General features: G+C 36.9%; 18 protein-coding genes. 13 read left to right on the top strand and 5 right to left on the bottom strand.

The window, feature by feature from the left end; translation table 11 throughout:
- Positions 1 to 1,671, bottom strand: a complete 1,671-nt coding sequence (locus tag JR347_RS07275; protein WP_205723388.1) for a TldD/PmbA family protein — start codon at positions 1,669 to 1,671, stop codon at positions 1 to 3.
- Between the two features lie 79 nt (positions 1,672 to 1,750).
- On the opposite strand from JR347_RS07275, the gene JR347_RS07270 reads away from it, so the two are divergent.
- A complete protein-coding gene (locus JR347_RS07270) occupies positions 1,751 to 3,646 on the top strand; it encodes a rhomboid family intramembrane serine protease (protein WP_205723387.1) in 1,896 nt (631 codons plus the stop codon).
- Positions 3,647 to 3,649: 3 nt separating this feature from the next.
- Here JR347_RS07270 and JR347_RS07265 read toward each other — a convergent pair whose 3' ends face one another.
- Positions 3,650 to 4,717, bottom strand: coding sequence for a 3-oxoacyl-ACP synthase III family protein (locus tag JR347_RS07265; protein ID WP_205723386.1), 1,068 nt, complete (start codon positions 4,715 to 4,717; stop codon positions 3,650 to 3,652).
- Positions 4,718 to 4,814: 97 nt separating this feature from the next.
- The gene (locus JR347_RS07260) at positions 4,815 to 7,175 is read right to left on the bottom strand and encodes an ABC transporter permease (RefSeq protein WP_205723385.1); all 2,361 of its coding nucleotides are present in this window, start codon (positions 7,173 to 7,175) and stop codon (positions 4,815 to 4,817) included.
- Between the two features lie 319 nt (positions 7,176 to 7,494).
- On the opposite strand from JR347_RS07260, the gene gltB reads away from it, so the two are divergent.
- The 6 genes from gltB (at position 7,495) to JR347_RS07230 (ending at position 17,468) form a co-directional block, all read left to right on the top strand.
- Positions 7,495 to 11,988 carry a glutamate synthase large subunit gene (gene gltB, locus JR347_RS07255; RefSeq protein ID WP_205723384.1) on the top strand — a complete coding sequence of 1,498 codons (4,494 nt, stop codon included), beginning with the start codon at positions 7,495 to 7,497 and terminating at the stop codon, positions 11,986 to 11,988.
- On the top strand, positions 11,988 to 13,457 hold the full coding sequence (locus tag JR347_RS07250) for a glutamate synthase subunit beta (RefSeq protein ID WP_205723383.1): 1,470 nt from the start codon (positions 11,988 to 11,990) through the stop codon (positions 13,455 to 13,457). Before gltB ends, JR347_RS07250 begins: the two co-directional genes overlap by 1 nt.
- Positions 13,450 to 13,923, top strand: a complete 474-nt coding sequence (locus tag JR347_RS07245) for a YdeI/OmpD-associated family protein (protein WP_205723382.1) — start codon at positions 13,450 to 13,452, stop codon at positions 13,921 to 13,923. Before JR347_RS07250 ends, JR347_RS07245 begins: the two co-directional genes overlap by 8 nt.
- 116 nt (positions 13,924 to 14,039) lie before the next feature.
- The gene (locus tag JR347_RS07240) at positions 14,040 to 14,975 is read left to right on the top strand and encodes an ion transporter (protein WP_205723381.1); all 936 of its coding nucleotides are present in this window, start codon (positions 14,040 to 14,042) and stop codon (positions 14,973 to 14,975) included.
- The gene (locus JR347_RS07235) at positions 14,968 to 16,539 is read left to right on the top strand and encodes a hypothetical protein (protein WP_205723380.1); all 1,572 of its coding nucleotides are present in this window, start codon (positions 14,968 to 14,970) and stop codon (positions 16,537 to 16,539) included. Before JR347_RS07240 ends, JR347_RS07235 begins: the two co-directional genes overlap by 8 nt.
- Positions 16,540 to 16,553: 14 nt before the next feature.
- Positions 16,554 to 17,468: a hypothetical protein gene (locus tag JR347_RS07230; protein WP_205723379.1), complete on the top strand. Its 915-nt coding sequence runs from the start codon at positions 16,554 to 16,556 to the stop codon at positions 17,466 to 17,468.
- A gap of 91 nt (positions 17,469 to 17,559) precedes the next feature.
- On the opposite strand, the gene JR347_RS07225 is transcribed toward JR347_RS07230, so the two are convergent.
- Positions 17,560 to 18,408: a hypothetical protein gene (locus JR347_RS07225; protein WP_205723378.1), complete on the bottom strand. Its 849-nt coding sequence runs from the start codon at positions 18,406 to 18,408 to the stop codon at positions 17,560 to 17,562.
- A gap of 297 nt (positions 18,409 to 18,705) precedes the next feature.
- Here JR347_RS07225 and JR347_RS07220 point away from each other — a divergent pair, with 297 nt between their 5' ends.
- Positions 18,706 to 19,998, top strand: a complete 1,293-nt coding sequence (locus JR347_RS07220) for an ammonium transporter (protein WP_205723377.1) — start codon at positions 18,706 to 18,708, stop codon at positions 19,996 to 19,998.
- 181 nt (positions 19,999 to 20,179) lie between these two features.
- Positions 20,180 to 22,684: a T9SS type A sorting domain-containing protein gene (locus tag JR347_RS07215; protein ID WP_205723376.1), complete on the top strand. Its 2,505-nt coding sequence runs from the start codon at positions 20,180 to 20,182 to the stop codon at positions 22,682 to 22,684.
- 48 nt (positions 22,685 to 22,732) lie between these two features.
- On the opposite strand, the gene JR347_RS07210 is transcribed toward JR347_RS07215, so the two are convergent.
- Complete coding sequence (locus JR347_RS07210; protein ID WP_205723375.1) at positions 22,733 to 23,035, bottom strand: phosphoribosylpyrophosphate synthetase; 303 nt, start codon at positions 23,033 to 23,035, stop codon at positions 22,733 to 22,735.
- 139 nt (positions 23,036 to 23,174) lie between these two features.
- Between JR347_RS07210 and JR347_RS07205 the strand changes: the two genes are divergently transcribed.
- Genes JR347_RS07205 through JR347_RS07190 form a run of 4 tightly spaced genes read left to right on the top strand, consistent with a single transcriptional unit; the run spans position 23,175 to position 25,779 of the window.
- Positions 23,175 to 23,615, top strand: coding sequence for a nuclear transport factor 2 family protein (locus JR347_RS07205; RefSeq protein ID WP_205723374.1), 441 nt, complete (start codon positions 23,175 to 23,177; stop codon positions 23,613 to 23,615).
- 3 nt (positions 23,616 to 23,618) lie between these two features.
- Positions 23,619 to 24,344 carry a DUF6090 family protein gene (locus JR347_RS07200; protein WP_205723373.1) on the top strand — a complete coding sequence of 242 codons (726 nt, stop codon included), beginning with the start codon at positions 23,619 to 23,621 and terminating at the stop codon, positions 24,342 to 24,344.
- Complete coding sequence (locus tag JR347_RS07195; RefSeq protein ID WP_205723372.1) at positions 24,341 to 25,048, top strand: hypothetical protein; 708 nt, start codon at positions 24,341 to 24,343, stop codon at positions 25,046 to 25,048. The genes JR347_RS07200 and JR347_RS07195 overlap by 4 nt, the downstream gene beginning before the upstream one ends.
- Positions 25,045 to 25,779 (top strand): hypothetical protein, encoded by a 735-nt coding sequence (locus JR347_RS07190; RefSeq protein ID WP_205723371.1) that lies wholly within the window; start codon positions 25,045 to 25,047, stop codon positions 25,777 to 25,779. The genes JR347_RS07195 and JR347_RS07190 overlap by 4 nt, the downstream gene beginning before the upstream one ends.
- Positions 25,780 to 25,797: the final 18 nt, after the last annotated feature.

The following is a 25,797-nucleotide window of genomic DNA, read 5'->3' as shown; positions in this document are numbered from 1 at the left end:
TCAGTTCTTCTTATTTAATAATGGGCTGGCAAGAATTGGCTCCTCGGCCTTTATATCAACAATTGGCTTCTTCTGTGTTTCAATTCTTCGAACCAATATAGCAGGAGCCACTGCACTTACAGGTATATTGCCTGATTCAGCACCACATATGCCATTAAATACATCAATGGATTTTCCTGCTTGCATAATCTCGGCAAACATGGCCAGTGGTGTGCCTATTAAATCTACCCCTTTTACCAACTCATCAGGTCGGCCATCGGCATAAACGCGATATACCAATGTAGGCATAATGTTAAATGCGTTGGTAGCGTAACGAGATGTTTGTGTAAACCCGCCCGTTACGTCTTCAAAGTAATACCCATAAGGTTTATTTTGTTTTTTGCACTCTTCTATCAGTTGCTTTCTAAGCTTGTCATCTGATATGTTACTGGTTGTTTCAATTATTAAATTCGATTGCCTTGCTACCGGGTCTGCTCCAATTTGTGACCTGCCATGCCCGTTAGAATTCGAGAATTGTTCAATGGGCGAACGTGACATTAAAAAGTTCTGTAATTTCCCATTTTTAACAATCTCCACCCTCCGCGATTCAATGCCCTGATCATCTACTTTATAGTTACCCGACAGTTCTATCCCTTCCACGTTTTTAAGCGTTGGGTCTGAATAAATACTTATAAAATCAGGTAGAATTTGTGAGCCTACTTTTTCTTTAAATGTCTGACCGTCTTGCTCACTTTTTAAGCGGTGTCCTTCAATTCTGTGCCCGAATATTTCGTGAAAGAATACGGCAGATACTCTCGGATGCAAAATAGCTGGCCCTGTATATGGTTCTGCAAATGGTGCCTCTTTTAATTTTTGCAGGTTTTCTACGAGACTTTTTGTTTCTGCCATCAAAGTATCAAAAGATGGTAATCCTTTTTCGTTCGAAGCTGTATAAGAATTATACAATGAAGCAATTTCACCATCTTCATTCACTACTTCTCCGCTAACAAAAACTTGAATGAAATTGAAATTTTGAACTACTGAGGCGCCTTCGGAGGAAACAAAATATTTTCGGGAAAATGACCCGCTAATGGTAACTGTACCTGAAATTATTTTTGAATCTCCTAAAAATTGTGCTGACAGTTTCTTAGCTGTATTTTTCCAATAAGATTCGTCTAGGCTGCCTAAGGCAGGAGGTTCATAATATTTAGTTGGCTTCTCTTTACTGAAGTCATCAATTTCATTCTTTATATCTGAGTTCTTTACTTCCTGAAAGCGCTCTTTTGCATTGTTATATGCGAAGTCGGTCACTCTCCAAAGAACTTGCTTTATTGCTTTTGAATTATTGTTGATTGGCAGGTACTGTGCCTGATTTGCGCCAAAATAGCCTCCACCATAATAGTTAGCTAACTCTCTGGTATTATCTAATTTATAATTTCCAACTCTTAAAGTTGGTTGTAATACCCTCATTCTTGCATTAGACTCATCCATCAAACTGCCAAAACTACTTGTAATGGTTAATGCAGTTTCATCCTCTACGCGGTAATCCATGTAGTAAACAGGTACCTCTGCTTTTGATAATACTTTAAACTCGCGCTCTAACTCTTCTTCTAAAATAGTTAGCAAAGTATCTTGTGAAAAAACTGAAGTTCCACAAAATATTAAAAGTACCGATAGTAAAATTTTATTCATCTCTACGCCCATTTCTAACTATATAATCCGCAAATATATGATTAGTCAATTATTGTAACGAATTTGTAAGTTTAAGTGGATGAAAACAGGCAAACATTTTCCTCTGGCCACCTATGTATTGATATTTTTGAATGTATCAATTTTCTTAGTTCAACTCTGGAAAAATATTGACCTCAACGACCCAATTTCTGCACTCAATTGGGGTGTTAATTTTACTCCATTCACCTTAGATGGCCAATATTGGCGATTATTCTCGTCAACATTTATTCACTACAATATCTTTCATTTAGGGTTTAACCTGTTTGCATTGTATTCTATTGGTAGAAACGTTGAGCTTCAAGTTGGTAGTCTATTATTTAGTATTGTTTATCTCACCTGCGGAATTCTGGCCAGCTCTGCCAGTTCGTACTATAATTTGTTTGTGTTTAGCATGGGTGCCAGCGGAGCCATTTTTGGATTATATGGTTTTGAACTGATCCTTTCATTAAAATCTAACTGGCAAGATAAAAAACTCATCAGAACATCAATAGTTAGCTTTATAATCTACCTGATAGTGATCACTTTTATTGGCTCTAAATTATTTTTCGATAATGCGGCTCACATAGGCGGTGCCATTTCAGGCATTGTCTTAGGTGTACTATTTTTAGTACTTCACGAAATACATTTTCCAAAAATTGCAGGTATCACCTTTGCAGCATCATTTCTTGTGTTTCTAATAATCCCCAACTTGCCTGATTACCAGGTAAAATATTTTAAAGCTTTTCAGCATTTTATTAACATCGATGATAAAACAGTAGACACGTACAATGAATCTTTTTCTGACGACTATAAGTTTGCTGAAAGCCTAAAAAAGTTAGACACTAAATGGGATAGTCTAGTTTATCATTTCGATTCCCTTCAAAACATGCCACCATCCATTGAAGAGGATATTGATTTAATTAGAAGATTACAATCATTTAGAAAAAATGAAATAAGATATTTTATCACAGGTATTGAACGTGAGTCTTACATCTATCATGACAGCATTGGAATTGTAAGGCAAAATTTAAGAAATGCCGGAAAGTTCAATCATCCATTGAGGTTAGAAGGCAAAGAACCAAAAGAAGACCAACCCTCAGGCAATGAAAAAGAACCTGTAACCGTCTATTACGATGAAAACTGGAAGCCTAGTTCTGTAATAAATGCCGACTATTACCGAGTAGGAATACAAGACAGTCTGGGTCGTTGGGATGGCTGGGTGTATGACTATTATATTTCAGGTGAAATTCAAATGAAAGGCATGTATAAAAAAGACGCAAGAGAAGGCATTTTTCTCTTTTACAGCAAAGAAAATACGTACGAAGCTGCTGGCAGGATGAAAGACAATTACAACATAGGTAAGTGGGAGTATTTTCACCCTAACGGAAAAATGGCAAGGGAAATGAGGTTTAATGATAGAGCTTATCTTTTAAATGCATGGGACGAGTTCGGTATTCAGCGAGTGAATGAAGGCAATGGACATTTGAGAGAATGGCATGAGAATGGAATTACAAAATACTATGAAAAGTATAAAGATGGATTGTTAGATAGTATTAGCTATGGCAATCATGAATCGGGCAAATTGCACTATAAAGAGTATTATGTAAATGGGTACTTGAAAGAAGGAATAAGCTATTCTGAGGACGGCTCAACCTACACATATGATATTTCCACATTCATACCTCACCCGTTAAAAGGTGATACATTCTTTAATAATTACGTGAACAACTTTTTTGAGGAAGAAGAAACCAAAGGCTATGATACGAGCATAGAACTTCTGTTTAATGTGGATGATAATTACCGACCGTACAATGTACGCGTATTGGGTACGGATGACAGCAAACTTATTAGTGCTGGTAAAAAACTAATACTCAATGGGCCGGACTGGGTACCGGCCAAAGCACATGGGCAGGAAATAATATATCCTGACAAACGAATTACTATAAACGTACCTTAAAATTTAGACCTTATAGCACACTGCATTTATATTCATCCCAGCCCCAACAGAAGCAAGAATGATCACATCTCCTTTACTCAACTGATGACCTTCCATTTCACCTTTTCTCACCAAATCCAGTAAAGTAGGTACAGTAGCCACAGAGCTATTACCCAATTTATGAATACTCATTGGCATGATGCCTTCGGGTAAATCGCGCTGACCAAAGAGCCTATAAAAACGTTTAATGATACCCTCATCCAGCTTTTCATTAGCTTGATGGATAAACACTTTCTTTACTTCTTCAATTCCCACTCCGGCCTCATCTAAACAATGCTTCATAGCGGCAGGTACATGAGTAATGGCATATTCATACACCTTTCTGCCCAACATTTTTATATAACGTACACGCGGGTCTGATTCTGGGAAATTTGATTTGCCCATGTACAAATAATCCACTTCTTCCTCGCAATGTGCCAGAGTACTGTGCGATAAAATTCCTGACCCATCCTGCTCCACCTTCTCAACAATGCAGGCTCCTGCTCCATCTGAAAATATCATGCTATCTCTATCATAAGGATCGAGCACCCTCGATAAAGTTTCGGTGCCTATAACAAGGCATTTCTTTGCTACGCCTGCTTTTATATAAGTATCCGCTTGTATTACGCCTTGCACCCAACCAGGGCAACCAAATAAAATATCATAAGGAATGCATTTGGGGTTTTTAATGCCAAGCTCGTGTTTTACTCTGGATGCCAGCGAAGGCATAGCATCTGTCTGATTAGAATGCTTATTTACATCACCAAAATTATGAGCTACGATAATCTGATCTATCGATTCCGGATCTATGCCTGATTCAGCGATAGCTGCTTTGGCAGCGATGGCCCCAATGCACGAGGCGTTCATGTCTTCATTGGCATATCTTCGCTCTTCAATTCCCGTAATCTGCTGAAACTTTTCAATAACCTCCAATGGGTCTTTATCAATTTTTTCCTGATTATGTAGGTAAAAATCGTTACACGTAAAATCTCTGTTTGTCTTTGTTATTTGAGGTATGTAAGAACCTGTTCCTGTAATTTTTGTAGTGTGCATAACAAACGCTTGTTAGGTAAAAAGTGCAATTCCAACTTAGAAATAAACAACGAATATACTCTAACAAGCGGAGTTACCACCATAGATTCTGAATTTATTATGAATCAATTCTTAAATTATCGCTAGGATTGGTCAATGCTGCTTTTAACGAACTATAGCCAACACTTAGAACTGTAAAAATAAGTATTACAGCCACTGCCAAAATTAGCACCCAGGTTTGAATTTGCACTCTATAGGCAAAGCCACTTAACCAACCATCCATTAATAGATAAGCCGCAGGTAAACCTAGTACTGCTGCAAGTATTACCAGTTTTAGAAATATCTTAAACTGTATTGAAACCAGCTCATTAACAGATGCTCCAAGTACTTTTCTAATACTAATTTCTTTAAGCTTGGTTTCCGCTAAAAAAGCTGCCAACCCATACAAACCAAGGCATGCGATAAAAATCGAAAAACCTGAGAAGTAAGCCACCATTTTAGCTGTTTTCTGTTCAGAAGAATACAAACGATCAAATCGATCTTCCAAAAAGAAATAGTCGAACTCTTCATCGGCATTAACTTTCTTCCACTGAGTTTCTATAACTGCTAATGTTTGGTCTAAATCTTTAGTGGCAACTCTTACTGCCAGCTTATTATACCAACTTGGGTGTTTGTACAACATTAATGGCCTCACAGCTGTGTGCAACGATTCAAAATGAAAGTCTTTTACCACAGCTACAACTCGCAAAGGTTCTTCCAAATGGCCAATTTCAATCTCAGCACCAATGGGGTTTGTCAACATATAATGCCTCACAAATGCCTCATTAACCACTACCTCTTTTTCATCTAACTCTGATACTTTACCTTCAGCAATTTTAATATCGAGTGATTTGATAAATTCATCATCAATGGCCATTAGATTGATTAATTCAGGGTCAATGTCGGCCCCTTTAGGTTTAGTTCTCCAAGAGTTTAAAGATTCGAAAGGTAAATCGCTGGTGGAGCTAACTGATGTAACCGTTGGCAATTGACGCAACGCATTTTGCATGGGTTCTCTATTTTCTCTGGTTGCACTATTTTTCAATTGCAAAGCAACCACACCTTCTATGTCGGCTCCCAAATCTTTTGATTGGATATAATTTAGCTGCTGATAGATTATTGTTGCGCCTGCTATTAACACAATAGCAATGGCAAATTGCAACACTACCAACACTTGTCTAAAACCACCTGCCAATTTAGAATCGCCTTGCGCAGATTGCCCTTTCAATATTTTGATTGGCTCGAAAGAAGATAGAATAAAGGCTGGAAAAGATCCTGCAACAATTCCAACTGTTAGCACAATAACAACCAAAGCAGGGAGAGATAAAAACAGATCAATCAACCCAATGGATTTACCCGTAAAATCATTGAAGAAGGGCAAAATGGTAGCTATGAGAAACACTGCTAAAATGAGTGATAAAAATGTTATAAGAAGCGACTCTCCTAAAAATTGCTTGACGAGTGAGCTTCTATGAATACCCAGCACTTTCTTTACGCCCACCTCTTTAGCTCGCCACATAGATCTAGCAGTGGAAAGATTAATGAAGTTAAAGCAGGCTATCAATAAGATTAAAACTGCCACAGCACCTAAAATGCTCAGTAGTTCAAAATCTCCGTTTTGCTCCAACTCACTGGATAAGTTTGAATGTAAGTGGATGTCTTCAACATTTTGACTGAAAAAACGAACATTAAAATGTTTTAATGCATCTACAGGACCATGCGTAAGTGCCATTTGATTCACAGCTTCGTCAAACTCATCAACCTTAACACCTTCATTTAGCTTCACATAGTTGTAGACCCAAATATTGCCCCAATGCTCAAACATGCTCTCACTGTAAACCTGTCTGGATGTTTCCATTGACAACAAATAGTTAAAATGAAAATGGGCTTTTTCAGGAAAATCTCGCACCACTCCCGTAACCTGGTATTCCAAGTCATTTACTTTAATTAGTTTTCCTGTTGGATCCTGATCTCCAAAAATCTTGGAGCTCGACTCTTCGGTAAGAACAATTTTATTAGCGCCATCCAGCGCACCTTTTCTATCACCATGGATAAACTCGACACCAAATAAGTCAAAGAACTGGTTGTCAGCAAAATGGGCATTCTTTGCACGGTAAATCTTTTCTTCATTTTCAACTTTCACTTCAATACGCTGAGAAAATTGTGTTAGCTCTTTAATCTGAGATAGGTTTTCCTTCATTAAAACCCCCAACTGATAATTATTAGCTGCGTGGTATGACTTATCGCCACCTTGCCCAAATTCTCTTACTACTCTATAGATTCTATCTGAATCAGAATAAAACTTATCGTAGGAAAGCTCATCCTTTACATAGAGATAGATGGTGAGGCATGCGGCCAGTCCTATTGCTAAACCTGCAATATTTATGGATGCATACACTTTTCTTTTAATCAGGTTTCTGAGGGCTATTTTGAAAAACATGGGTAAATTGGTTGGTTCTGAATTGTTTGACTCGCATATCCTAAATAGGTTACACTCTGCAAAGACCACCCCGTATTTGAATAGTTGCTTAATCCACAATGAATTATTCAGATTCTACTATATGCAAACGTTATCGATTATCAATTGATCATCACTTTATGATTTTCATTAAAATTTATTTAAAGAATTGACTATTAAATTATGATCATGACATCATAATCAAAAATTCATTAAATAAATATTGATTATATTTAATATACTCCAATCAATGACGGCATACCTATTCATTGATTTAAGTTCTCAGAACTGACTACTAACTATGAAAGGACTTTATACCCCCGAACTTGAGCATGATTCATGCGGCATTGGCTGTATTGCTAATATTGATGGTCACGCTTCTGCTGACATTATACAAGATGCCCTTACAATGCTTGAAAACATGGAGCACCGTGGTGGTACTGGTAGCGATCCTGATTCTGGGGATGGCGCAGGAATACTCATGCAAGTTCCGCATAATTACTTAGCTAAAAAGGTATCTGATTTGGGGTTTCAGCTTCCAAATTTTGGCCACTATGGTATAGGAATGATTTTCTTCCCTAGGATTAAGTCTGTACGTGAAGCATGTAAAGCGTTAATGACCGAAATAGCCAAAGAAATGGGTTTTAGTATTATTGGCTATCGGACTGTGCCTGTAGACCATACCATTCCAGGCTCAGAATCTCGAAGGGTAGAACCCATTATTGAGCAGGTATTTTTAGCGCATCAATCAGCCAAAGAAGAAGAATTGGAGAGGAAACTTCTTCTCTTTAGAAATTATGCAACACATAAAATCAACTCAGAAGTAATAGGAAGTAATGGCGAATTTTATCTTCCGAGCCTCTCTTACAAAGTAATCATTTACAAAGGTCAGCTTCGTACAGATCAACTGAGATCCTATTACCTGGACTTGCAAAGCAAAGATTTAACAAGCGCCTTAGCTGTTGTTCATTCACGTTTTTCAACAAACACTTTCCCTAATTGGAAGCTTGCTCAACCATTCCGGTACATCGCACATAATGGCGAAATAAATACAATAAAAGGGAATGTAACTAAGATGAAGTCTAAGGAGGCCATTATGAAATCTGAGTATTACTCAGACGAAGAGTTTCAAAAATTGCTTCCTATAACAGATCCGCAGAATTCTGACTCTGCCAATCTCGATGCGTTGGTGGAAATGCTCACCATCAATGGGAGAAGCTTGCCCCATGTAATGATGATGTTAGTACCCGAAGCCTGGCAGGATAATAAGCTAATGAATAAACAGCGAAAGGCTTTTTATAAATATCATGCCTCAATGATGGAGCCCTGGGATGGTCCTGCGGCATTAATTTTCTCAGATGGTAATATGGTAGGCGCAACCCTAGACCGTAATGGCCTGCGACCTTCGAGATATTGCATCACAAAAGATAGTCGGTTAATCATTTCATCTGAAGCCGGAGCATTGCCCATTGATTTTTCCAATGTGGAGAAGAATGGCCGCATACAGCCGGGTAAAATGCTAATCGCTGATTTAAGAAAAGGCGAGGTTAGGTATGATAATGAAATCAAGAAAGAAATAACCAATCAGCAGCCTTATGATGATTGGATCAAAAAACATCGTGTAAAGCTTCGATTAATTAAGGCAAATGAATCAAAAGATTTAAATCTGGATCAGCAAAAACTGACAACACTGCAACAGGCATATGGCTATACGGCCGAAGATTTAAAATTGATACTCAAGCCAATGGCCGAAAAAGCTACGGAACCTGTTGGGTCTATGGGTGCCGATACTCCATTGGCAGTATTGTCCAACCAAAGTCAGCATATATCAAATTACTTTAAGCAGCTCTTTGCTCAGGTAAGCAACCCACCCATCGACCCGATTAGGGAAAGAATGGTTATGTCGTTATTTACCAGGGTAGGTAAAAGTTTAAATCTATTAGCCGAAACTCCCGAGCACACCAAACAAGTGCACATTTCGCAGCCAGTACTTCTAAACTCAGATATTGAAAAGTTCAAGCAATTCGGGAAAATGGGTTTAGATTATGCTGTACTAAATTCCACATTTAATGCAGATGGACTTCCTGGGCGTTTAGAACAAGGCTTGGATGAATTATGTCTTATGGCGACTAAGGCGGTGAAGGAAGGGAAAAGCATATTAATAATTTCTGATAAAGCAATTAATGAAGATAGAGCCCCAATCCCATCACTTGTTGCCATAGGTGCAGTACATCATCATTTAGTTGCAAACAATTTACGTACTGAAGTTGGCCTGATTGTAGAGGCAGGAGACGTTTGGGAAACACATCACTTCGCAACAATTATTGGTTATGGAGCCAGTGGAATCAATCCGTACCTTGCACTAGAAACTATCCGTCATCTTCATTTAAATAATGAACTAGAGAGCACAATTACCTTGCAAGAATCTCTCAGCAATTACCAACAGGCTATTGGTTATGGATTACTTAAAATTCTATCCAAGATTGGCATCAGTACACTGCAATCGTATCAGTCGGCTCAAATTTTTGAAGCACTGGGTATTAGCAGAAGAGTGGTTGATCGGTGTTTCAAGGGTACAATCACAAGAATAGAAGGGTTGGATTTTGATGGTTTGGCGCGTGAAGCATTGGCAAAACATCAGGCCGCATTTAAGACTAATAGAAAAAGATTAGAAGTAGGTGGTGTTTATCAATGGCGACAAAGGGGTGAAAAACACTTATTTAACCCTGATACCATTCACTTATTACAGCATTCTACAAGAACTAAGAATTACGGTTTATATAAAAAATATGCAAACCTGATTAATGATCAGACAAAAGACTCATTGACATTACGCGGGTTATTGGAATTTAGAAATCGTGCTCCAATTCCTATCGAAGAAGTTGAGCCAGTAGAAAATATTTTCAAGCGTTTTGCAACAGGAGCTATGTCTTTTGGTTCCATTTCGCATGAAGCGCACAGCACGTTAGCCATTGCCATGAATCGCATAGGCGCAAAAAGTAACAGCGGTGAGGGCGGTGAAGATGAAATCCGCTTTGAGCGTAAAGAAAATGGCGACTGGGAGCGCTCTGCAATTAAACAGGTAGCCTCTGGTCGTTTCGGTGTTACCAGCAATTACTTAACCAATGCTGATGAAATTCAGATAAAAATAGCACAAGGTGCTAAACCTGGCGAAGGCGGTCAACTTCCCGGCCATAAAGTAGATGATTGGATAGGCAGAGTACGGCACGCTACCCCAGGAGTAGGTTTAATATCACCTCCACCCCATCATGATATTTATTCCATTGAAGATTTAGCCCAACTGATTTATGATTTAAAAAATGCTAACCAGCAAGCTAGAATAAATGTAAAACTAGTTTCTGAAGCGGGTGTTGGCACAGTGGCTGCCGGTGTTTCAAAAGCCAATGCAGATGTTGTACTTATCTCCGGAGCTGATGGTGGAACAGGAGCTTCTCCTATCAGTTCGATAAGACATGCAGGTTTACCCTGGGAATTAGGGTTAGCTGAAGCACATCAAACATTGGTTAAAAACAATCTAAGAAACCGCATTACAGTTCAGACCGATGGGCAGATAAGGACAGGCCGAGACCTGGCCATTGCCACATTGTTAGGGGCAGAAGAATGGGGAATTTCAACAGCTGCATTGGTGGTAGAAGGTTGTATTATGATGCGCAAATGTCATTTGAATACATGCCCCGTTGGCATTGCCACTCAAAATGAAGAACTACGAAAACTTTTTACGGGCAATCCGGATCATGTGGTGAATTTCTTCACCTTTTTAGCGAATGATTTAAGGGAAATTATGGCATCGTTAGGATTTAGAACCATTAATGAAATGGTAGGTAAAACCGAGGTGTTGAAAATCAGAAATAATATTGAACACTGGAAGCTTAAAGACCTTGACCTATCTCCAATCTTATACAAAGAATATACGCCTGATAGTATAGGTACCTTCAAGCAAATAGAACAAGACCATGAATTGGATAATGTGCTAGACAGACAGTTGATAGCTTCCGCTAAAGAAGCCATCCACAATCAGGGAAATGCAACTGGCACTTTTCCCATAAAAAACACAGACAGAACAGTTGGCGCCATGCTTTCCAATGAAATAAGCAAAGTACATGGCAGCAAAGGCCTTAATGATAACGCTATTAATTTCAAATTTGAGGGCTCAGCAGGGCAAACTTTCGGTGGTTTCTTAACCAAAGGAGTTTCTTTCAAATTGGAAGGCGAAGCAAATGACTATTTCGGCAAAGGTTTATCAGGCGGACAATTAACGATCTACCCAAGCCTGAAATCTACTTTTGAAGCCGCACAAAATATTATAATTGGTAACGTAGCATTCTACGGTGCTACTAGCGGCAAAGCATTTATTAATGGTTCTGCTGGTGAGCGATTTGCTGTGAGAAATTCGGGTGCCGAATTGGTAGTAGAAGGTGTTGGTGACCATGCGTGCGAGTACATGACGGGCGGAAGAGTGATTATCCTAGGTAAAACAGGTAAAAACTTTGCTGCTGGCATGAGCGGTGGCATTGCCTATGTTTTTGATGACTCTAAATCATTTAAAAAGAAATGCAACATGGGCATGGTAGGTATTGATGCTTTGGATGTTGAGGACGAATCATACCTAAAAGAAATGCTTGAGAAGCATATTAATGAGACTGATAGTAAAGTTGCGAAGGAAGCCCTGTCTGATTGGAATAATATCAAACATTCAGTGGTGAAAGTTATTCCGCATGAATACAAAGCTATTTTGGAAAAGAGTAAGAAAGTTCAAACCTCAAAAGTGGCATAATGGGAAAAGTTGATGGTTTTTTAAAATACGATCGTGAGCTGCCAAAATCGAGGCCGGCAGATAAGCGGACAGATGATTTTAAGGAGATTTATGAAGAGTTTCCAGAACAAAAAACGAGGGAGCAGGCTGCACGATGCATGGATTGTGGCATACCTTTTTGTCACAAGGGCTGTCCACTCGGTAACATCATACCTGAATTTAACGATGCTGTTTATCGTGAACATTGGGATGAAGCCATTGAATTACTTCTATCCACCAATAACTTTCCTGAATTCACAGGTAGAATTTGCCCGGCACCTTGCGAAGCCAGCTGTGTTTTGGGAATAAATAAGCCTCCTGTTGCTATAGAACATATCGAAAAAACTATCGCTGAAAAGGCGTATGATAAAGGCTATATTACTCCCAACCCACCACTGAACAGAACGGGTAAAACTGTAGCTGTTATAGGTTCAGGACCAGCAGGACTAGCGGCAGCCGATCAGCTAAACAAAGCGGGGCATACCGTTACTGTTTTTGAGCGCGATGATAGAATTGGAGGATTATTGCGCTATGGCATCCCGGATTTTAAGCTTGAAAAGTGGGTAGTGGAAAGAAGAGTTAAGTTATTGGAAGAAGAAGGAATCATCTTTATCACTAACTGCGAGATAGGCAAAGATAAATTGGCCGCTGAAGTAATGGAAGATTTTGATGTGATTGTGATCTGCACGGGGAGCACCATTCCAAGAGATCTCAACATTCCTGGTAGAAATGCCAAGGGCGTCCATTTTGCCATGGAGTTTTTAACACAACAAAACAAAAAGGTATCTGGCGACACAATCAACCCTAAAGACATTATATCTGCTAAAGATCGGCATGTTGTAGTGATTGGAGGTGGTGATACCGGCTCAGACTGTATTGGGACTTCACACCGACAAGGGGCTAAATCTGTTGTGCAACTAGAACTAATGCCAAAGCCTTTAAATCAAAGAACGGATAAAGACCCTTGGCCATTGTGGCCTATGACCTTACGTACTTCCAGTAGCCACGAAGAAGGGGGTGAAAGAAAGTGGTCTGTACTTACAAAAGAGTTTGTGACTGATGAACATGGCCAGGTAAAGGAGTTAAAACTAGTACCATTGGAATGGATTGAAGATAAAAATGGCAAAAAGTCATTTGAAGAACGCACAGATCAAGAATATACCATTAAGTGCGATTTAGCGCTATTGGCCGTTGGTTTTACGGCACCCGAAAAAGGTGTGTTAGACCAATTCAACGTTAAAGTAGCCCCAAGTGGGATTATCAGATCGAACAACTATAAAACAAATAGAACCAAAATTTTTACTGCCGGTGATGCCCGCAGAGGACAATCACTAGTGGTTTGGGCAATTTCTGAAGGTAGGGAAGCCGCCTATTATGTCGATGAATTTTTAATGGGAAGCAGTAATTTAGAGCGTAAAAGTAATAGTATTACAGCTCTGGAAAATGCCTAAAATTGATAAAGACTACCTATTAAAAAAATTCCCCGGAAAAGGCGGCTGGACATACGCTGAGATTCCTGAAATACCCATGGACCCAAAATCTCCTTTTGGTTGGGTAAGAGTAAATGTAAGTATCGATGGTTTTGAGATGAAGAAGTACAAGCTCATGCCCATGGGCAACGGTCAATTGTTTCTACCAGTAAAAGCTGAAATTAGAAAGAAGATAAAAAAGGAGGCCGGTGATACTGTTCATGTCATAATGGAAATTGACCAATCATCATTAGAGACACCTCAGGAAATTCTTGACTGTTTTGCCAATGAGCCAAAATCATCATTCGATTTCTACAATTCGCTCACTCAAGATGAACAAAAAGTCTATCTCGATTGGATTTATGACGCTAAAACTGAAGAAAAAAGAGCCAAACGTATAATTGAGATGATGGATAAGTTGGCTGAGGGGCGAAAATTCTATCAATAGTACCTTTCAAGTTTTTATTAGTTCAGGTGAAGAGTAGAAAAATCACCGAAAATGGGTATTTCATTCAATACCCGAAATGCCTATATTTATCGGTTTATGGCTTTTAAATAAACCTCATGAGACGTCAAATCAGACAGTTAGTCGAGAGTGTTGAATTTCAGAACACCGTTGTTTTTGTAATCATATTTTGCTCCATTGTATTAGGTATCGAAACCTTCTTTTATAAAAAGCTCGTATTGTTCGAAGCTGTCGACTTAATATTTACTTTGTTCTTTGTGGTCGAAATAATACTGCGCCTGTTAGCAGCAAAGAGCTTGTCCTCTTTTTTTCACATTTGTACGATAAGAATAAAGAAAAAACAGAAAAGAAATCGAACCGTTAATAAGCTGCAATTTCTATTTGAAGAAAAAGGATTTTGGAATGTGTTTGACACAACTATCGTTGTATTGAGTGTGATAGGTCTGATGTCACATTGGGTAGAACATCCGGAGTTTCTTGTGGTAAGCAGACTCTTCCGAGTATCAAGAATATTTCGTCTCCTTGAAATTAGTAGTGAACTGCGCAACGTTGAAAAGAAAATCATCACCATCATTCCAACAGTGTTTTCCTTTGCTCTACTATTAGGCATACTTATATATATTTATTCAATCATTGGTATATACCTTTTCGGCCATCATGCTTTTGAAAAGGCTGACTTCTCAGACCTTCCGGCAGCTGCTCTTACATTATTTCAGTTAATGACTTTAGACGGTTGGTCGGAGATTATGAACGATGTTGCCGCACTGGAATATGACAATTGGTTCTACAAGGGGTATTTTATAAGCTTTGTAATTCTCACCGCCATTATCAGTTTCAATGTATTCGTTGCCGTACTAACCACTCAAGTGCACGACCGCATGCAGGAAGAAGCCAAGAATGCTGAAAAAAAACTTAGAAACACCATAGAGTCTGATATAGAAGAGGCAGAGGAAGAGGTTTTAAAAAGTATGGAAATGATGTTAAGCGAAATAAGAGACCTCAAAGCAGAAGTAAAATCTTTAAAAAATGGATAAACTCAAACCATATAAGCCTTCAGGAAAATATGGGGTTTTTACAGTTCCAATTCTTTTGGCATGTGTAGCTTTTGTATACCCTATATTGGCCATCATCTACGCCAGTTTCATTTTCTATATGCCATGGCAGTTAATCAATGTAGGTCTATTTATTGGTATGCTCTATCTCTTTCCCAAGATTATCGCTCTTGTGATTCAATTGGCTAAAATTAGGAATACTAATTTGGGACTTTTTACTGGTTTAGGTTTAACACTATGGTTCTACTATTTACATTGGGCGGTTTGGGTGCGTACAGTAATAATTGAAGCGACTAAATTAACCGGCAGTGGAGACTTTGAACTTATCTCCAGCATACTACCCGCACCATTTGAGTTGGTTTTTCACCCTGGTGTTTTATGGGATTCAATAGTGCTAATAAATGATAATGGAATTTGGGGCTTTGAAGAACTCGCTGTATCCGGCTTCTTTCTTTGGATAGTCTGGCTTATAGAACTTTTAGGCTTTATGTTGATGGGCATGGGTACATGGTTAGATTCAGTAGAAACCCCATTTTCAGAAGAAAGCGACCTATGGCATGCGCCTGTTAAATCCACCCCATTAACAATAATAGATCCAACCCCTTTCAAAAATGCCATAATGGAAAATAATCCAGCCTTGTTAGCTGAAGCAAGTGCTATTGAAAAGGGGCGTGACGATTACAGCATTATTACACTTTATACCTGCCCACGTGGCACTGAATATTTATCACTTTCTAGAGTATTTGCTCGCACAGGAGCTAGAGGAGCCATAAGTTATGAATCTAAAGTTATGGTGTCACCAGTTGCCATAAAGGAAGATTTTGCCAAAGCTGTGAGAATCTACTTTAAAGAACGAAAAGAAAAATTAAAGGAGCTGCGAAAGCCAAATCTGGGCAAAGTTAAAGCTCAAATATTGCAGGATAAATCAGTCCAACCATTGCCTAAAAAAGAGATTAAGGAAACATTAAATGAAGAAACCCAAATCAGAGAAACCGAGGCTGAAATTTCAAACCCAGCTATTGCCATTGGAGTTAATGCAAAGACATCATCCAGCCGACTGCTAGGTGCAATTGTTACGTTAGGCATTGGTGCTTTCCTAATTTATATTAGTACTCAATGGGGCGATACTCACGTAGAAGGCTTGATTTTTGGTTCATTACTTTCAATTATTGGAGTTGTTCAACTTGCCAGTTCGGCATTTTCAGCTTCAGCACCAAAGCACGCATATGCCATGAAAATCAGCCCATCAAATATAACTTTAGGCAATAGTATTACTGGTGATGCAGATTTAATCATAATTCCAACTAATAAATTAAGAAATGTTACTTCCTATGTAGGTGAAGGGGGTAGCAGATCCATCACCTTAATACTTTGGGAAAAGCTCATAAATAATGAGGATTTTATTGATTTAGACATAGCTATGGCTAAAGGTGATTGGTTGGAAATAAAAGATCTTTTAAACTCTTTGGTAGGCAAACCAGTTCAGTATCGACAAGCTATTCTTAAAGAATTTTTAGATAAAAAGCCTTCAATGAGATATTTATAACGTAATACACAAAGTTGATTAAACTATTTAAAAACTTTTTATTAGCCTCTGCGCCTATACTTATTATTCTATTTTCAATAAGAAATAACGGTACTACAAGCAGTGAATATTGGAGTCATTTTGAAGAAATTGAAGGCAAATTAATTGGACCCTACACCTTAATACAGAAGAAACCTAGATATTTAATTAATGACACACTCCAGTATTACCAACTAACATTATACGATTATTTAAAAGACTCAATAACAAAATATAACCTCAAAGAGGATATCACTGAACTATTACAGCAGCAAAATATTTTTGAGTTGATGATTAAGCCTGGTCTAATCATTGATTCTACAAAATATGTTGATAGCGTTCAATGGATTAAACTAAATAATAAAATACAACCGCCAATCCTTTTGATGGATACTGCCCTTCAATCAGAATCATATAATTTCCCTTTTCAACTGTCACAGGACAGTATATTAATACTTCAACATTATTTCATGATTGAAGGTTACCCTCAACGTTTTGCTCTTTCTACATTTGATAGATCTGGAAAGGTTACTGATTTAATGGAGATGTTGTCTATATATAGATCAAGAACACGACTGTCTCAAACCTTTTATGAATGGGATGAATATCAACTATATTATAACTATCTAGATAGACTTTTCGAAAATGACTCAGAACTAACAATTACCAAGTACAAAGGTGACTGTGCAAATTGTAGAGTTTATATGATTGAAGATAGCTGGGGTTATGATATTTTTTATGATGAAGAAGCTTTTGAAGTTCTGAGATATAAAGAGAAAAGATTTGGATTTGATATAACAAAGCCCGATTTACGATTTATATTATGGTATGATAACTCGTTTGTTTATATACTTCTAATAATAGAGCTGATCATATTACTCATATTTGTAAGAGCATTTTTTAAAAATTAAGGCAACCTTGCATACGTGTTGTTACTACTATCTTTTTTAACCTATAAGTTATAATTAGAATTAAAATATAGATAAATCTAGCCTCCGGCTACTATTTATCATAATGATCAATCATTACGAGTCTTTTTATTCTATTTCCTATTCCTGCAAAAAAAGTAATTACTAAGCCAATAATAAATGTACCTGCAATGATTAGATGGATAATAGAATCATGCCATGTCATATATTCTTCAAATTCTGTCAGCATTTCAAAGCCCGCAGTGTTTCTGAATAGTTCATCACCATCTGCCGTATTTATTATGTAGGCACTCATGGTTACCCTTTTACTTTTTTGCGCCAGTAAATGGTCGGATCTGGGAATATATATAGTCAATAAATCGCCTTTATTTACATTAAGTGTTTTATTACACTGCTCTACATACTTTTTAAACTCTGAATACTCTGTATCTCTTAATTTTCCATCAAGTCGTGCTCCCAATGTGCTGGGACTTAAACTATAGTAATAATCCTTACACTTAAATAAGTACTGGGGATCGAAGAACACCTCATATTCCACAGTTAGCTTCACAGAATCCTGATAACTGTATAAGGTTGTATCCCACTTCTTTCTTTTGGATTTTGTAAGCTCAAAATACTTATCCCACACTTCTTTTGAAAAAGTTGATAATGTATCCGGCAGTTTTAAAGTAGCTCGGTATTGATTAACTAATGAGTCAATTTCCTTGTCAAATATTCGACCAGAATCATGTAGTTTACTTTTGGTTACCAAATAGGTTTTATTATTAAGTAATAATTTTTGGCTTACGTCAGGCACAAAATAGAAACCTTGAAATTCTCCTGTCTCTTCGATAAAATATTCATCAAAATCCATTTTATCCTGAACAGTCCAAATAATCAAAACGACTATGAAAGTGACTAATAGTCCAAAAAAATTTCTCATCAAGCTTATTTTAATTGTTTCTATCTAGCCATTTTGTCAACACTTCTTTTGGTATATTACCTGAGCTACCGATGTAGCTTGCACTAGCATTGATATTGGAGTTGTTTGTAATTCAATTTTACACATTACATCTAACCTAGATAAAATGAACCATTATGCAAATACCCTAAATCGGGTATTCTCTTGTTGTAGTTCATATACTATACAATCGTTTGCGTTAATTTTAACCCATACTATCTTTATTTTAATGACTTTTTTTCGTAAAATGGTAATTATTTTAACCACTACTTATCAATTATGACTAAAAATTCAGGAAGTAAGGCTTTTTTTATAGTCCTTGCAGGGTTAGTACTGCTTTCTTTGGTGTTTAATGCAGAATATGAAGCCATTGGAAGCACCGAAACGCTAGATACGGGAGATATGGCATGGATGATAGTTTCCAGTGCTTTTGTTTTACTAATGACTCCTGGCTTGGCGTTCTTCTATGGCGGAATGGTGAATAAAAAGAACGTTATCTCCACTATGCTTCAAAGCTTTGTTGCACTAGGGGTTATCAGCATCCTGTGGGTAATTGTAGGTTTTAGCTTAGCCTTTGGAGATAGTATTGGCGGTATTATTGGGAACCCTCTTACGTATTTTAATTTTAAAGGCGTAACCGTTTCTCCTAATCCGGATTTTTCAGAGACAATTCCCTTTCTGCTCTTTGCTTTATTTCAGTTAAAGTTCGCAATCATCACACCGGCTCTTATCACTGGTAGTTTTGCTGAAAGAATCAGGTTCAGAAGCTACATTTTATTCATGATCTTGTTTTCACTATTCATATATGCTCCATTAGCACACATGACATGGCACCCGGATGGGTTATTCAGAAACTGGGGTGTTTTAGATTTTGCTGGCGGCACAGTAGTTCATATGTCAGCAGGCTTTGCAGCTTTGGCAGGTTCCATATTCTTAGGAAATAGAAGAGTGAGGCTAGAAGAACCCGCCAACATACCATATGTAATTTTAGGAACTAGTCTTTTATGGTTTGGGTGGTTTGGCTTTAATGCAGGTTCTGCTTTGGGTGCCAATATTGATGCTGTTATTGCATTTGCTAACACCAACCTTGCCTCCGCTGCCAGTATGATTACCTGGATATTCCTTGATCGATTTAGAAACAAGAAAATGTCTGCCCTCAATGCATGCATTGGCGCCATAGTAGGTCTTGTTGCCATCACGCCTGCTGCAGGGTTTGTTACACTAAGTCAAAGTATATTTATCGGATTTACCGCAGCCATTGTATCTAATTTTGCAATTAGCTTAAACAAAAGATCTGGGATTGATGATACACTCGATGTATTTCCTAGCCACGGTGTTGGAGGAATCGTTGGAATGATATTAACAGGGGTACTAGCTAATGACGTTGGTTTGATACATGGAGAGACAACTACTTTCTTTTATCATTTACTGGCATTAGGAATAGTTACAGTATTCACATTTGGAGGAAGTCTTTTGCTATACAAAATAACTGATTTCTTAATTCCTGTTCGCGTAACGATGAACCAGGAAATTAGAGGATTAGACAACTCTCAACATGGAGAGGCCGCTTAAATTTTAGACCAAAACCAATTGATAAATAGAAAAAGAAAGCTAACGGCTTTCTTTTTGGTTAATAGAGATAGAACAAAAATAAACATGTAAGTATTTATGGATTTTTTATCAAATATTAAATTCATAAGTAATATTACAGTAGTTATAAAAGTCTAATTTTGCCGTTAAAACTAAAAATGGCATGAATAAACTGTTCATTACAGCGGCAATTCTTTTTGTTTCACACTATCTTCAAGCACAATGTAATCTTAGTGCTTCTTTCATATCCCCAGAATTAACAAATGATGATTTAGAAGGCATCATTTTTACAGATGAAAGCACAGGATTCATTGTTGGTCAAGGATATAATATATATAAATCTATAGATGAAGGCCTATCTTGGGACACATTAACCTTGTCTAATCAAGATATTAATACAATCTATGGGCTTGAATCGAATATTTTGAAGGACAGTCTATATGCCTTCGGGTCAAAGATAGTTTTTACTAAAGACCAATTTGAAACCATCAGCATTATAGATGCTCCCGCTACCGTTACATTATTCAAAGTGAAGAACAACTCAGAATTATTTATTCAATCAAATAATTCTAAAAAATATCTAAGTTCTGATTTTGGTAGCACTTGGAACGAGATACCTAATCTTGATAACATTTATTTTGGCGATGTAAGTTTTATAAATAATTCAGAAGGCTTTGCAACAGCCTCAAATTTAATTTACAAAACTACAGATGGTGGATTAACATGGACATCAATCTATGATGCAGGATTCTCTTTGTCGGAAATCTCAATTAGTAATCAAACAATAATTGCCACAGGTTACTCAAGTATCGTTACTTCTACCGATCTGGGAGTGAACTGGAGCACTAAATCATTGGAGTTAACTGGATTTTCATATGATCTAAAAATAATAGACGATAAAGTATATCTATTAAATTACAATCAAGATAATAACTATTCAATTAATCTATTAGTATCTAGTGACATTGGTACGACTTGGAGTAAAATGAATTCATTTGACAATGGCTTTAACCAATGGGCTAACAAATTTCAAATAATAAACGACCAATTGTTTCTAGTTGGGAGATTTGGGCTGATAGCTAAAGTAGATATTAATAGTTTCGAAAATACCGTTATTTCCGGAGGATTTGCACCCTTCATAAGCTCCATTACAGTATCACCCAGTGGGGAAATAAAAGCTGCCGGGCACAATGGGTTATTAATTGATATTAATAACGATATAAAAACAATTTCTTACTTAGAAGAGCCGCATCAAATAAGAGATTTGAAGTACTTGAATAATGACACCATTTATGCAATGACTGATAAGAAATTTTTAAGAAGCTACGATGCATCAGAAACATGGACAACAGCACTAGATGTGTCTGTAGACGAATATTTTCTAGAATTTAGCAGCAAAGGTGATAATATTCTTGCTGTCACAAATAAATTTCTTTATCAGTCTGATGATGCTGGAATTACTTGGAACACAATTAATCCATTAGAATCTTTAGAAGGTTCATTCACACTTAGAAGCTGTGAATTTGTAAACTCAGCTAATTGGCTTTTAGGTATTTCTGGAGATGAAGGTGCCTTACTTCAATCAACTAACAATGGGAGTACCTGGTCTAAAATTTTAAGTGCGGAGCTATCTTATGCCTCCTTTACAGAAATCGATTTTGTATCTGACCAAATTGGTTATGCAGCGGGAGAATATGATGTGTTTTACAAAACTGTGGATGGTGGAGCAACATGGTCTACAATCAATTTTTCAACAACCAACGTTATAGACAATATCTATTTCGAATCTGAAAATAAGGGTTACGTTCTTATGAGTGATAGAATTTCTCAAACTATTAATGGAGGTGAAAGTTGGAGCACGATATATAGAGGAAACTTTTCAAGCTATTTTGAAGACTTAATAGTTGTTGATGAATTAATATATATAGTTGGACGAGGCGGAACCATTCTAAAATTATCAGAAGAAGTTACAGCGCAAGAATTTGATATTAATGACACATATTGTCTTGATGAAACTTTATTTTCTCAAGTAAGTGTTGAAAGTGGATTTAGCTACAGTTGGAGTTTAGACAATCAGACAGTAGCTAATTCAGGAATGGTAGAAGTAACTTTCGATTCCCCAGGGTTCTACAACCTTAGTCTTACTAAAGCTAGCAACTGCGGTAACTCTAGTACAACGACCAAGACATTCGAAGTACTGAATGTAACAAAGCCTGAAACTCCTGAAATTATTTATGAAGATAATCTACTGAAAACGACTGGCGATAATATAGAGTGGTATTTTAATAATGAATTAATCATTGATTACACTCAGAATACTCTAGAGCCTGTAGAATATGGAGAATACTTTACAATCGATAGTAACCAGTGTGGTTCATCATCATCTGATATTTTCAATTATACAACCATTCTATCAAACGATAATGAATTTGCAGTAAGCGTAAATGTTTACCCGAACCCAGCTTCCGAAAAATTATATTTGGATACACGGAAAATCAAAAAAAATGATCTTGAACTTCAGATTTTAAATCAAATGGGTCAACTGATATACTCCTCAAAAATTACCGCAGAAATTAAGGAGATAAATACCCTTGAGTTCGCTAATGGAGTATACTTCCTATTGATATCAGGATCTAATAGTGTTCTAAAGTTTGTAATTAACAAATGAATCAAAACCAATTGACTATAAAAAAGAAGGAGCCCTAGTGCTCCTTTCTTATTTAGTTGCCTTATCGAGAAAGTTTTGTAAGTCGGCATCTGCCGATGCACCATAACTGTCTATGACAGTTCCTTTTTTACCATCTTTTGTTTTTAAAGAGTACAGGATGGATGCATCTGAAGGATTAGATTCTCCTTCAAACCGGTATTGACCTACTACTTCTACCTCTTCTGGCTTATACGGTTTACTTTGACCTATAACTTTTAAGGTATGATTTCGATACTCGAAATCCTCTTTAAATCCTTCAGCTCTCAGGTCGTTGAGTGTTTCTACAAGTGTTTTTAAGTGGTGTTTTGACATATGTATAAATTACGAAAATTAAGCCTGATTGTCAAATGACTAATACTTGTCACATTAACCCCAAATAATTCAACAAATCAAATGATACAATACGACCAATAAATTCTGTATATTAAGCGATTAAACTCCCATCTTTTACATGAAAAAACTTCTATACTTTTCAATTTTCAGTATTTGTTTATTTCAAACTTCATTTGGCCAGACTGATGATAAAGTTGTACTAACCAATTTAGTGAATGAATTTCTTAGCAAGGTAGATTCTAAAGAAATGCATGACAGATTTTGGGCCGAAGATTTAATTTACACCAGCAGCTCAGGCAAAAGGTTTGGCAAGGAAACCATCATGTCAGGTTTCAGTTCTTCTGAAGAAGACAGCAACTCAGAACCCGGCCCCTCCTACTCAGCCGAGGATATTCAAGTAAATCTACTTTCTAATGAGGTAGCGATTGTAGCATTTAAATTAGTGAGCCTAACCTCCGATGGGTCAATTTCTCAATATTTAAACAGTGGTACATTTCAAAAGAAAAAGGGCCTTTGGAAAGTGGTTAACTGGCAGGCTACTAAGATACCGGGTGAGTAAAAAATGAAACGCATCCTCTCCACCCTCTCCCAAAAATGGCCTGAATATCTGCTGGAAATACTCGTGCTAATTATTGGTATCTACGGGGCTTTTGCATTGGATGAATGGAAAGAAGAAAGGAATGATTCCGAGACTCAAACAGAAATATTAATTGAAATCAGAAATAATTTAATTGAAGATTTGGATGCCATTCAGGACGACCTTATGCATATGGACACTGTAAGGTATGGAGCTCTACAGATTATTGAATACCTGAAAAATAATGACAATCCCACTGAGAAATTTAAAAAAGATATTGCTAAAATGTTAGTCACGCCTCACTTTGATCCAAATGTTTCTGGCTATAAACTACTTGTGTCTAAGGGAGTGGCCATAATACACAATGATAGTCTGAGACAATTAATTACCAAGCTCTTTGAATCTACCTATTCATATTACAATAGATATGAGGAGGAGCGCATTCAATTTCGTCTTCTTCATATCTCGCCAGGATTAATGAAGTACTCTTTCGCAGATTCTTCCATTATTAATTACAACAATTTTATTGATTATGGTGAATTTGAGATTTACCAATCAGATTATGAGTCGATGAAAAAAGATGAGCAGTTCAAAAAACTTATATATGCCATAATATACTCAAACGAAGGTGTAAGATGGCGAGCCAAAATCCTCGAAAAAGCCATCAAAAAAATGATTGCTCAAATCACTGAAGAACTTAACCAAGAATGAAACGCATCTTCACCACACTCTCTCAAAAATGGCCAGAATATCTGCTAGAAATACTAGTATTAATTATTGGTATATATGGAGCGTTTACTCTTGAAAACTGGAATGACAATAGAAAAGCTAAAGCTGATGAATTTGCTTTATTTAAGAATATCATTGAAGATCTAAAGTTAGATTCCCTGCAAGCAGAAACGTGTCGCGCCCAACTCAAAAACCAGCTCATCACAGCTGATAAAATGATAGAAGATATTGAAGATAAAGACAGTATTTATAATCATGAAAATGCAGGATTTATTAGGTGGATAACAGTGTTTTCACCGCGTACACAGCGTAATCATTCAGAATCGATTAGTAGTATTAAAAACACAAAAGCAAGAAAAGCTATACAAGAATATTTTTATGATGAAGATGGGGTTATAAGTGTTACTAAAGAATACGAAACAATAGTAATTGATCGAGTTCGATCGTATTTGGCGGACAATAATGCTTATGAATTAAAGAATGTTCGCAAAATGTTTGTTGGTGAAAATCAAAGGGAGATATTAATTAATCCCGCTAAAGTAGCTCACATCTTAAATGACACTCAATTTCAACAGATACTTTTTGAAAGACGATTTAAAACTGAACAGTTACTTCTTTTTATTGAAGATCAGATACAGAAAAATCACACACTTTCATTAATTCTTACTGAAGAAATAAATAAATGAAACGCCTCCTCACTACCCTATCACAAAAATGGCCTGAATATCTGCTAGAAATTCTAGTGCTCATTATAGGTATCTATGGCGCCTTTGCACTTGAAAATTGGAATGAACAAAGAAAAGAGAATGAATTAGAAGAGCGTATTCTGCTTTCGCTAAAAGATGAAACAAATAATAATTTTAATGTTTTAGCAAGTTGTAAAGACATAATAAAAAAGAGAATTGCATTTACAGATTCTTTGAAATTATACATTGGCCCATCTTATGCGAACATTGAAAAAATAAAATTTGTTGAATTCGTTGGTCAAGCCATCGGCTCAGCTGAGCGTTGTACATTGCCGGTAGATGTGCTAGAAGAATTAAAAGCCTCAGGAAATCTCAATCTCATTAATGACATTAGAATAAGGAGACAAATAAGCAATTTATCAGCGGCACTCAATGTATTGAAACAGACCGAAGATGATTGGCATTATGATCTGGCCAATATTGCGATACCGTACACGAATTCCAGAATTTCCTGGGAAGATATCGACCATTTTTTCTTTCCTAATGACACAAATTTTAATGACTCTAAATTTATCTATGATCATAATCTAATCTTGCAAGAGCTAGAGTTTAGCAATATTATTAATACCATGCGTTGGCGCATGGATCAGACCATTATTAGGATGAATGAAGTTGAAGAATCATCACAAGATTTAATGATATTGTTGAATGAAGCATTAAATGAAAATTAATGCTCTTCCTCTTCCGAA

This window comes from Fulvivirga lutea (assembly GCF_017068455.1).
Taxonomy (GTDB): domain Bacteria; phylum Bacteroidota; class Bacteroidia; order Cytophagales; family Cyclobacteriaceae; genus Fulvivirga; species Fulvivirga lutea.
Note: the sequence above shows the minus strand (reverse complement) of the source record. Positions and strands in the feature narration are given on the sequence as shown.

Excerpts from the sequence above, each read along its gene's own strand:
- JR347_RS07275 (WP_205723388.1), bottom strand. The coding sequence starts at position 1,671 with ATGAATAAAATTTTACTATCGGTACTTTTAATATTTTGTGGAACTTCA.
- JR347_RS07270 (WP_205723387.1), top strand. The coding sequence starts at position 1,751 with ATGAAAACAGGCAAACATTTTCCTCTGGCCACCTATGTATTGATATTT.
- JR347_RS07265 (WP_205723386.1), bottom strand. The coding sequence starts at position 4,717 with ATGCACACTACAAAAATTACAGGAACAGGTTCTTACATACCTCAAATA.
- JR347_RS07260 (WP_205723385.1), bottom strand. The coding sequence starts at position 7,175 with ATGTTTTTCAAAATAGCCCTCAGAAACCTGATTAAAAGAAAAGTGTAT.
- gltB (WP_205723384.1), top strand. The coding sequence starts at position 7,495 with ATGAAAGGACTTTATACCCCCGAACTTGAGCATGATTCATGCGGCATT.
- JR347_RS07250 (WP_205723383.1), top strand. The coding sequence starts at position 11,988 with ATGGGAAAAGTTGATGGTTTTTTAAAATACGATCGTGAGCTGCCAAAA.
- JR347_RS07245 (WP_205723382.1), top strand. The coding sequence starts at position 13,450 with ATGCCTAAAATTGATAAAGACTACCTATTAAAAAAATTCCCCGGAAAA.
- JR347_RS07240 (WP_205723381.1), top strand. The coding sequence starts at position 14,040 with ATGAGACGTCAAATCAGACAGTTAGTCGAGAGTGTTGAATTTCAGAAC.
- JR347_RS07235 (WP_205723380.1), top strand. The coding sequence starts at position 14,968 with ATGGATAAACTCAAACCATATAAGCCTTCAGGAAAATATGGGGTTTTT.
- JR347_RS07225 (WP_205723378.1), bottom strand. The coding sequence starts at position 18,408 with ATGAGAAATTTTTTTGGACTATTAGTCACTTTCATAGTCGTTTTGATT.
- JR347_RS07220 (WP_205723377.1), top strand. The coding sequence starts at position 18,706 with ATGACTAAAAATTCAGGAAGTAAGGCTTTTTTTATAGTCCTTGCAGGG.
- JR347_RS07215 (WP_205723376.1), top strand. The coding sequence starts at position 20,180 with ATGAATAAACTGTTCATTACAGCGGCAATTCTTTTTGTTTCACACTAT.
- JR347_RS07210 (WP_205723375.1), bottom strand. The coding sequence starts at position 23,035 with ATGTCAAAACACCACTTAAAAACACTTGTAGAAACACTCAACGACCTG.
- JR347_RS07205 (WP_205723374.1), top strand. The coding sequence starts at position 23,175 with ATGAAAAAACTTCTATACTTTTCAATTTTCAGTATTTGTTTATTTCAA.
- JR347_RS07200 (WP_205723373.1), top strand. The coding sequence starts at position 23,619 with ATGAAACGCATCCTCTCCACCCTCTCCCAAAAATGGCCTGAATATCTG.
- JR347_RS07195 (WP_205723372.1), top strand. The coding sequence starts at position 24,341 with ATGAAACGCATCTTCACCACACTCTCTCAAAAATGGCCAGAATATCTG.
- JR347_RS07190 (WP_205723371.1), top strand. The coding sequence starts at position 25,045 with ATGAAACGCCTCCTCACTACCCTATCACAAAAATGGCCTGAATATCTG.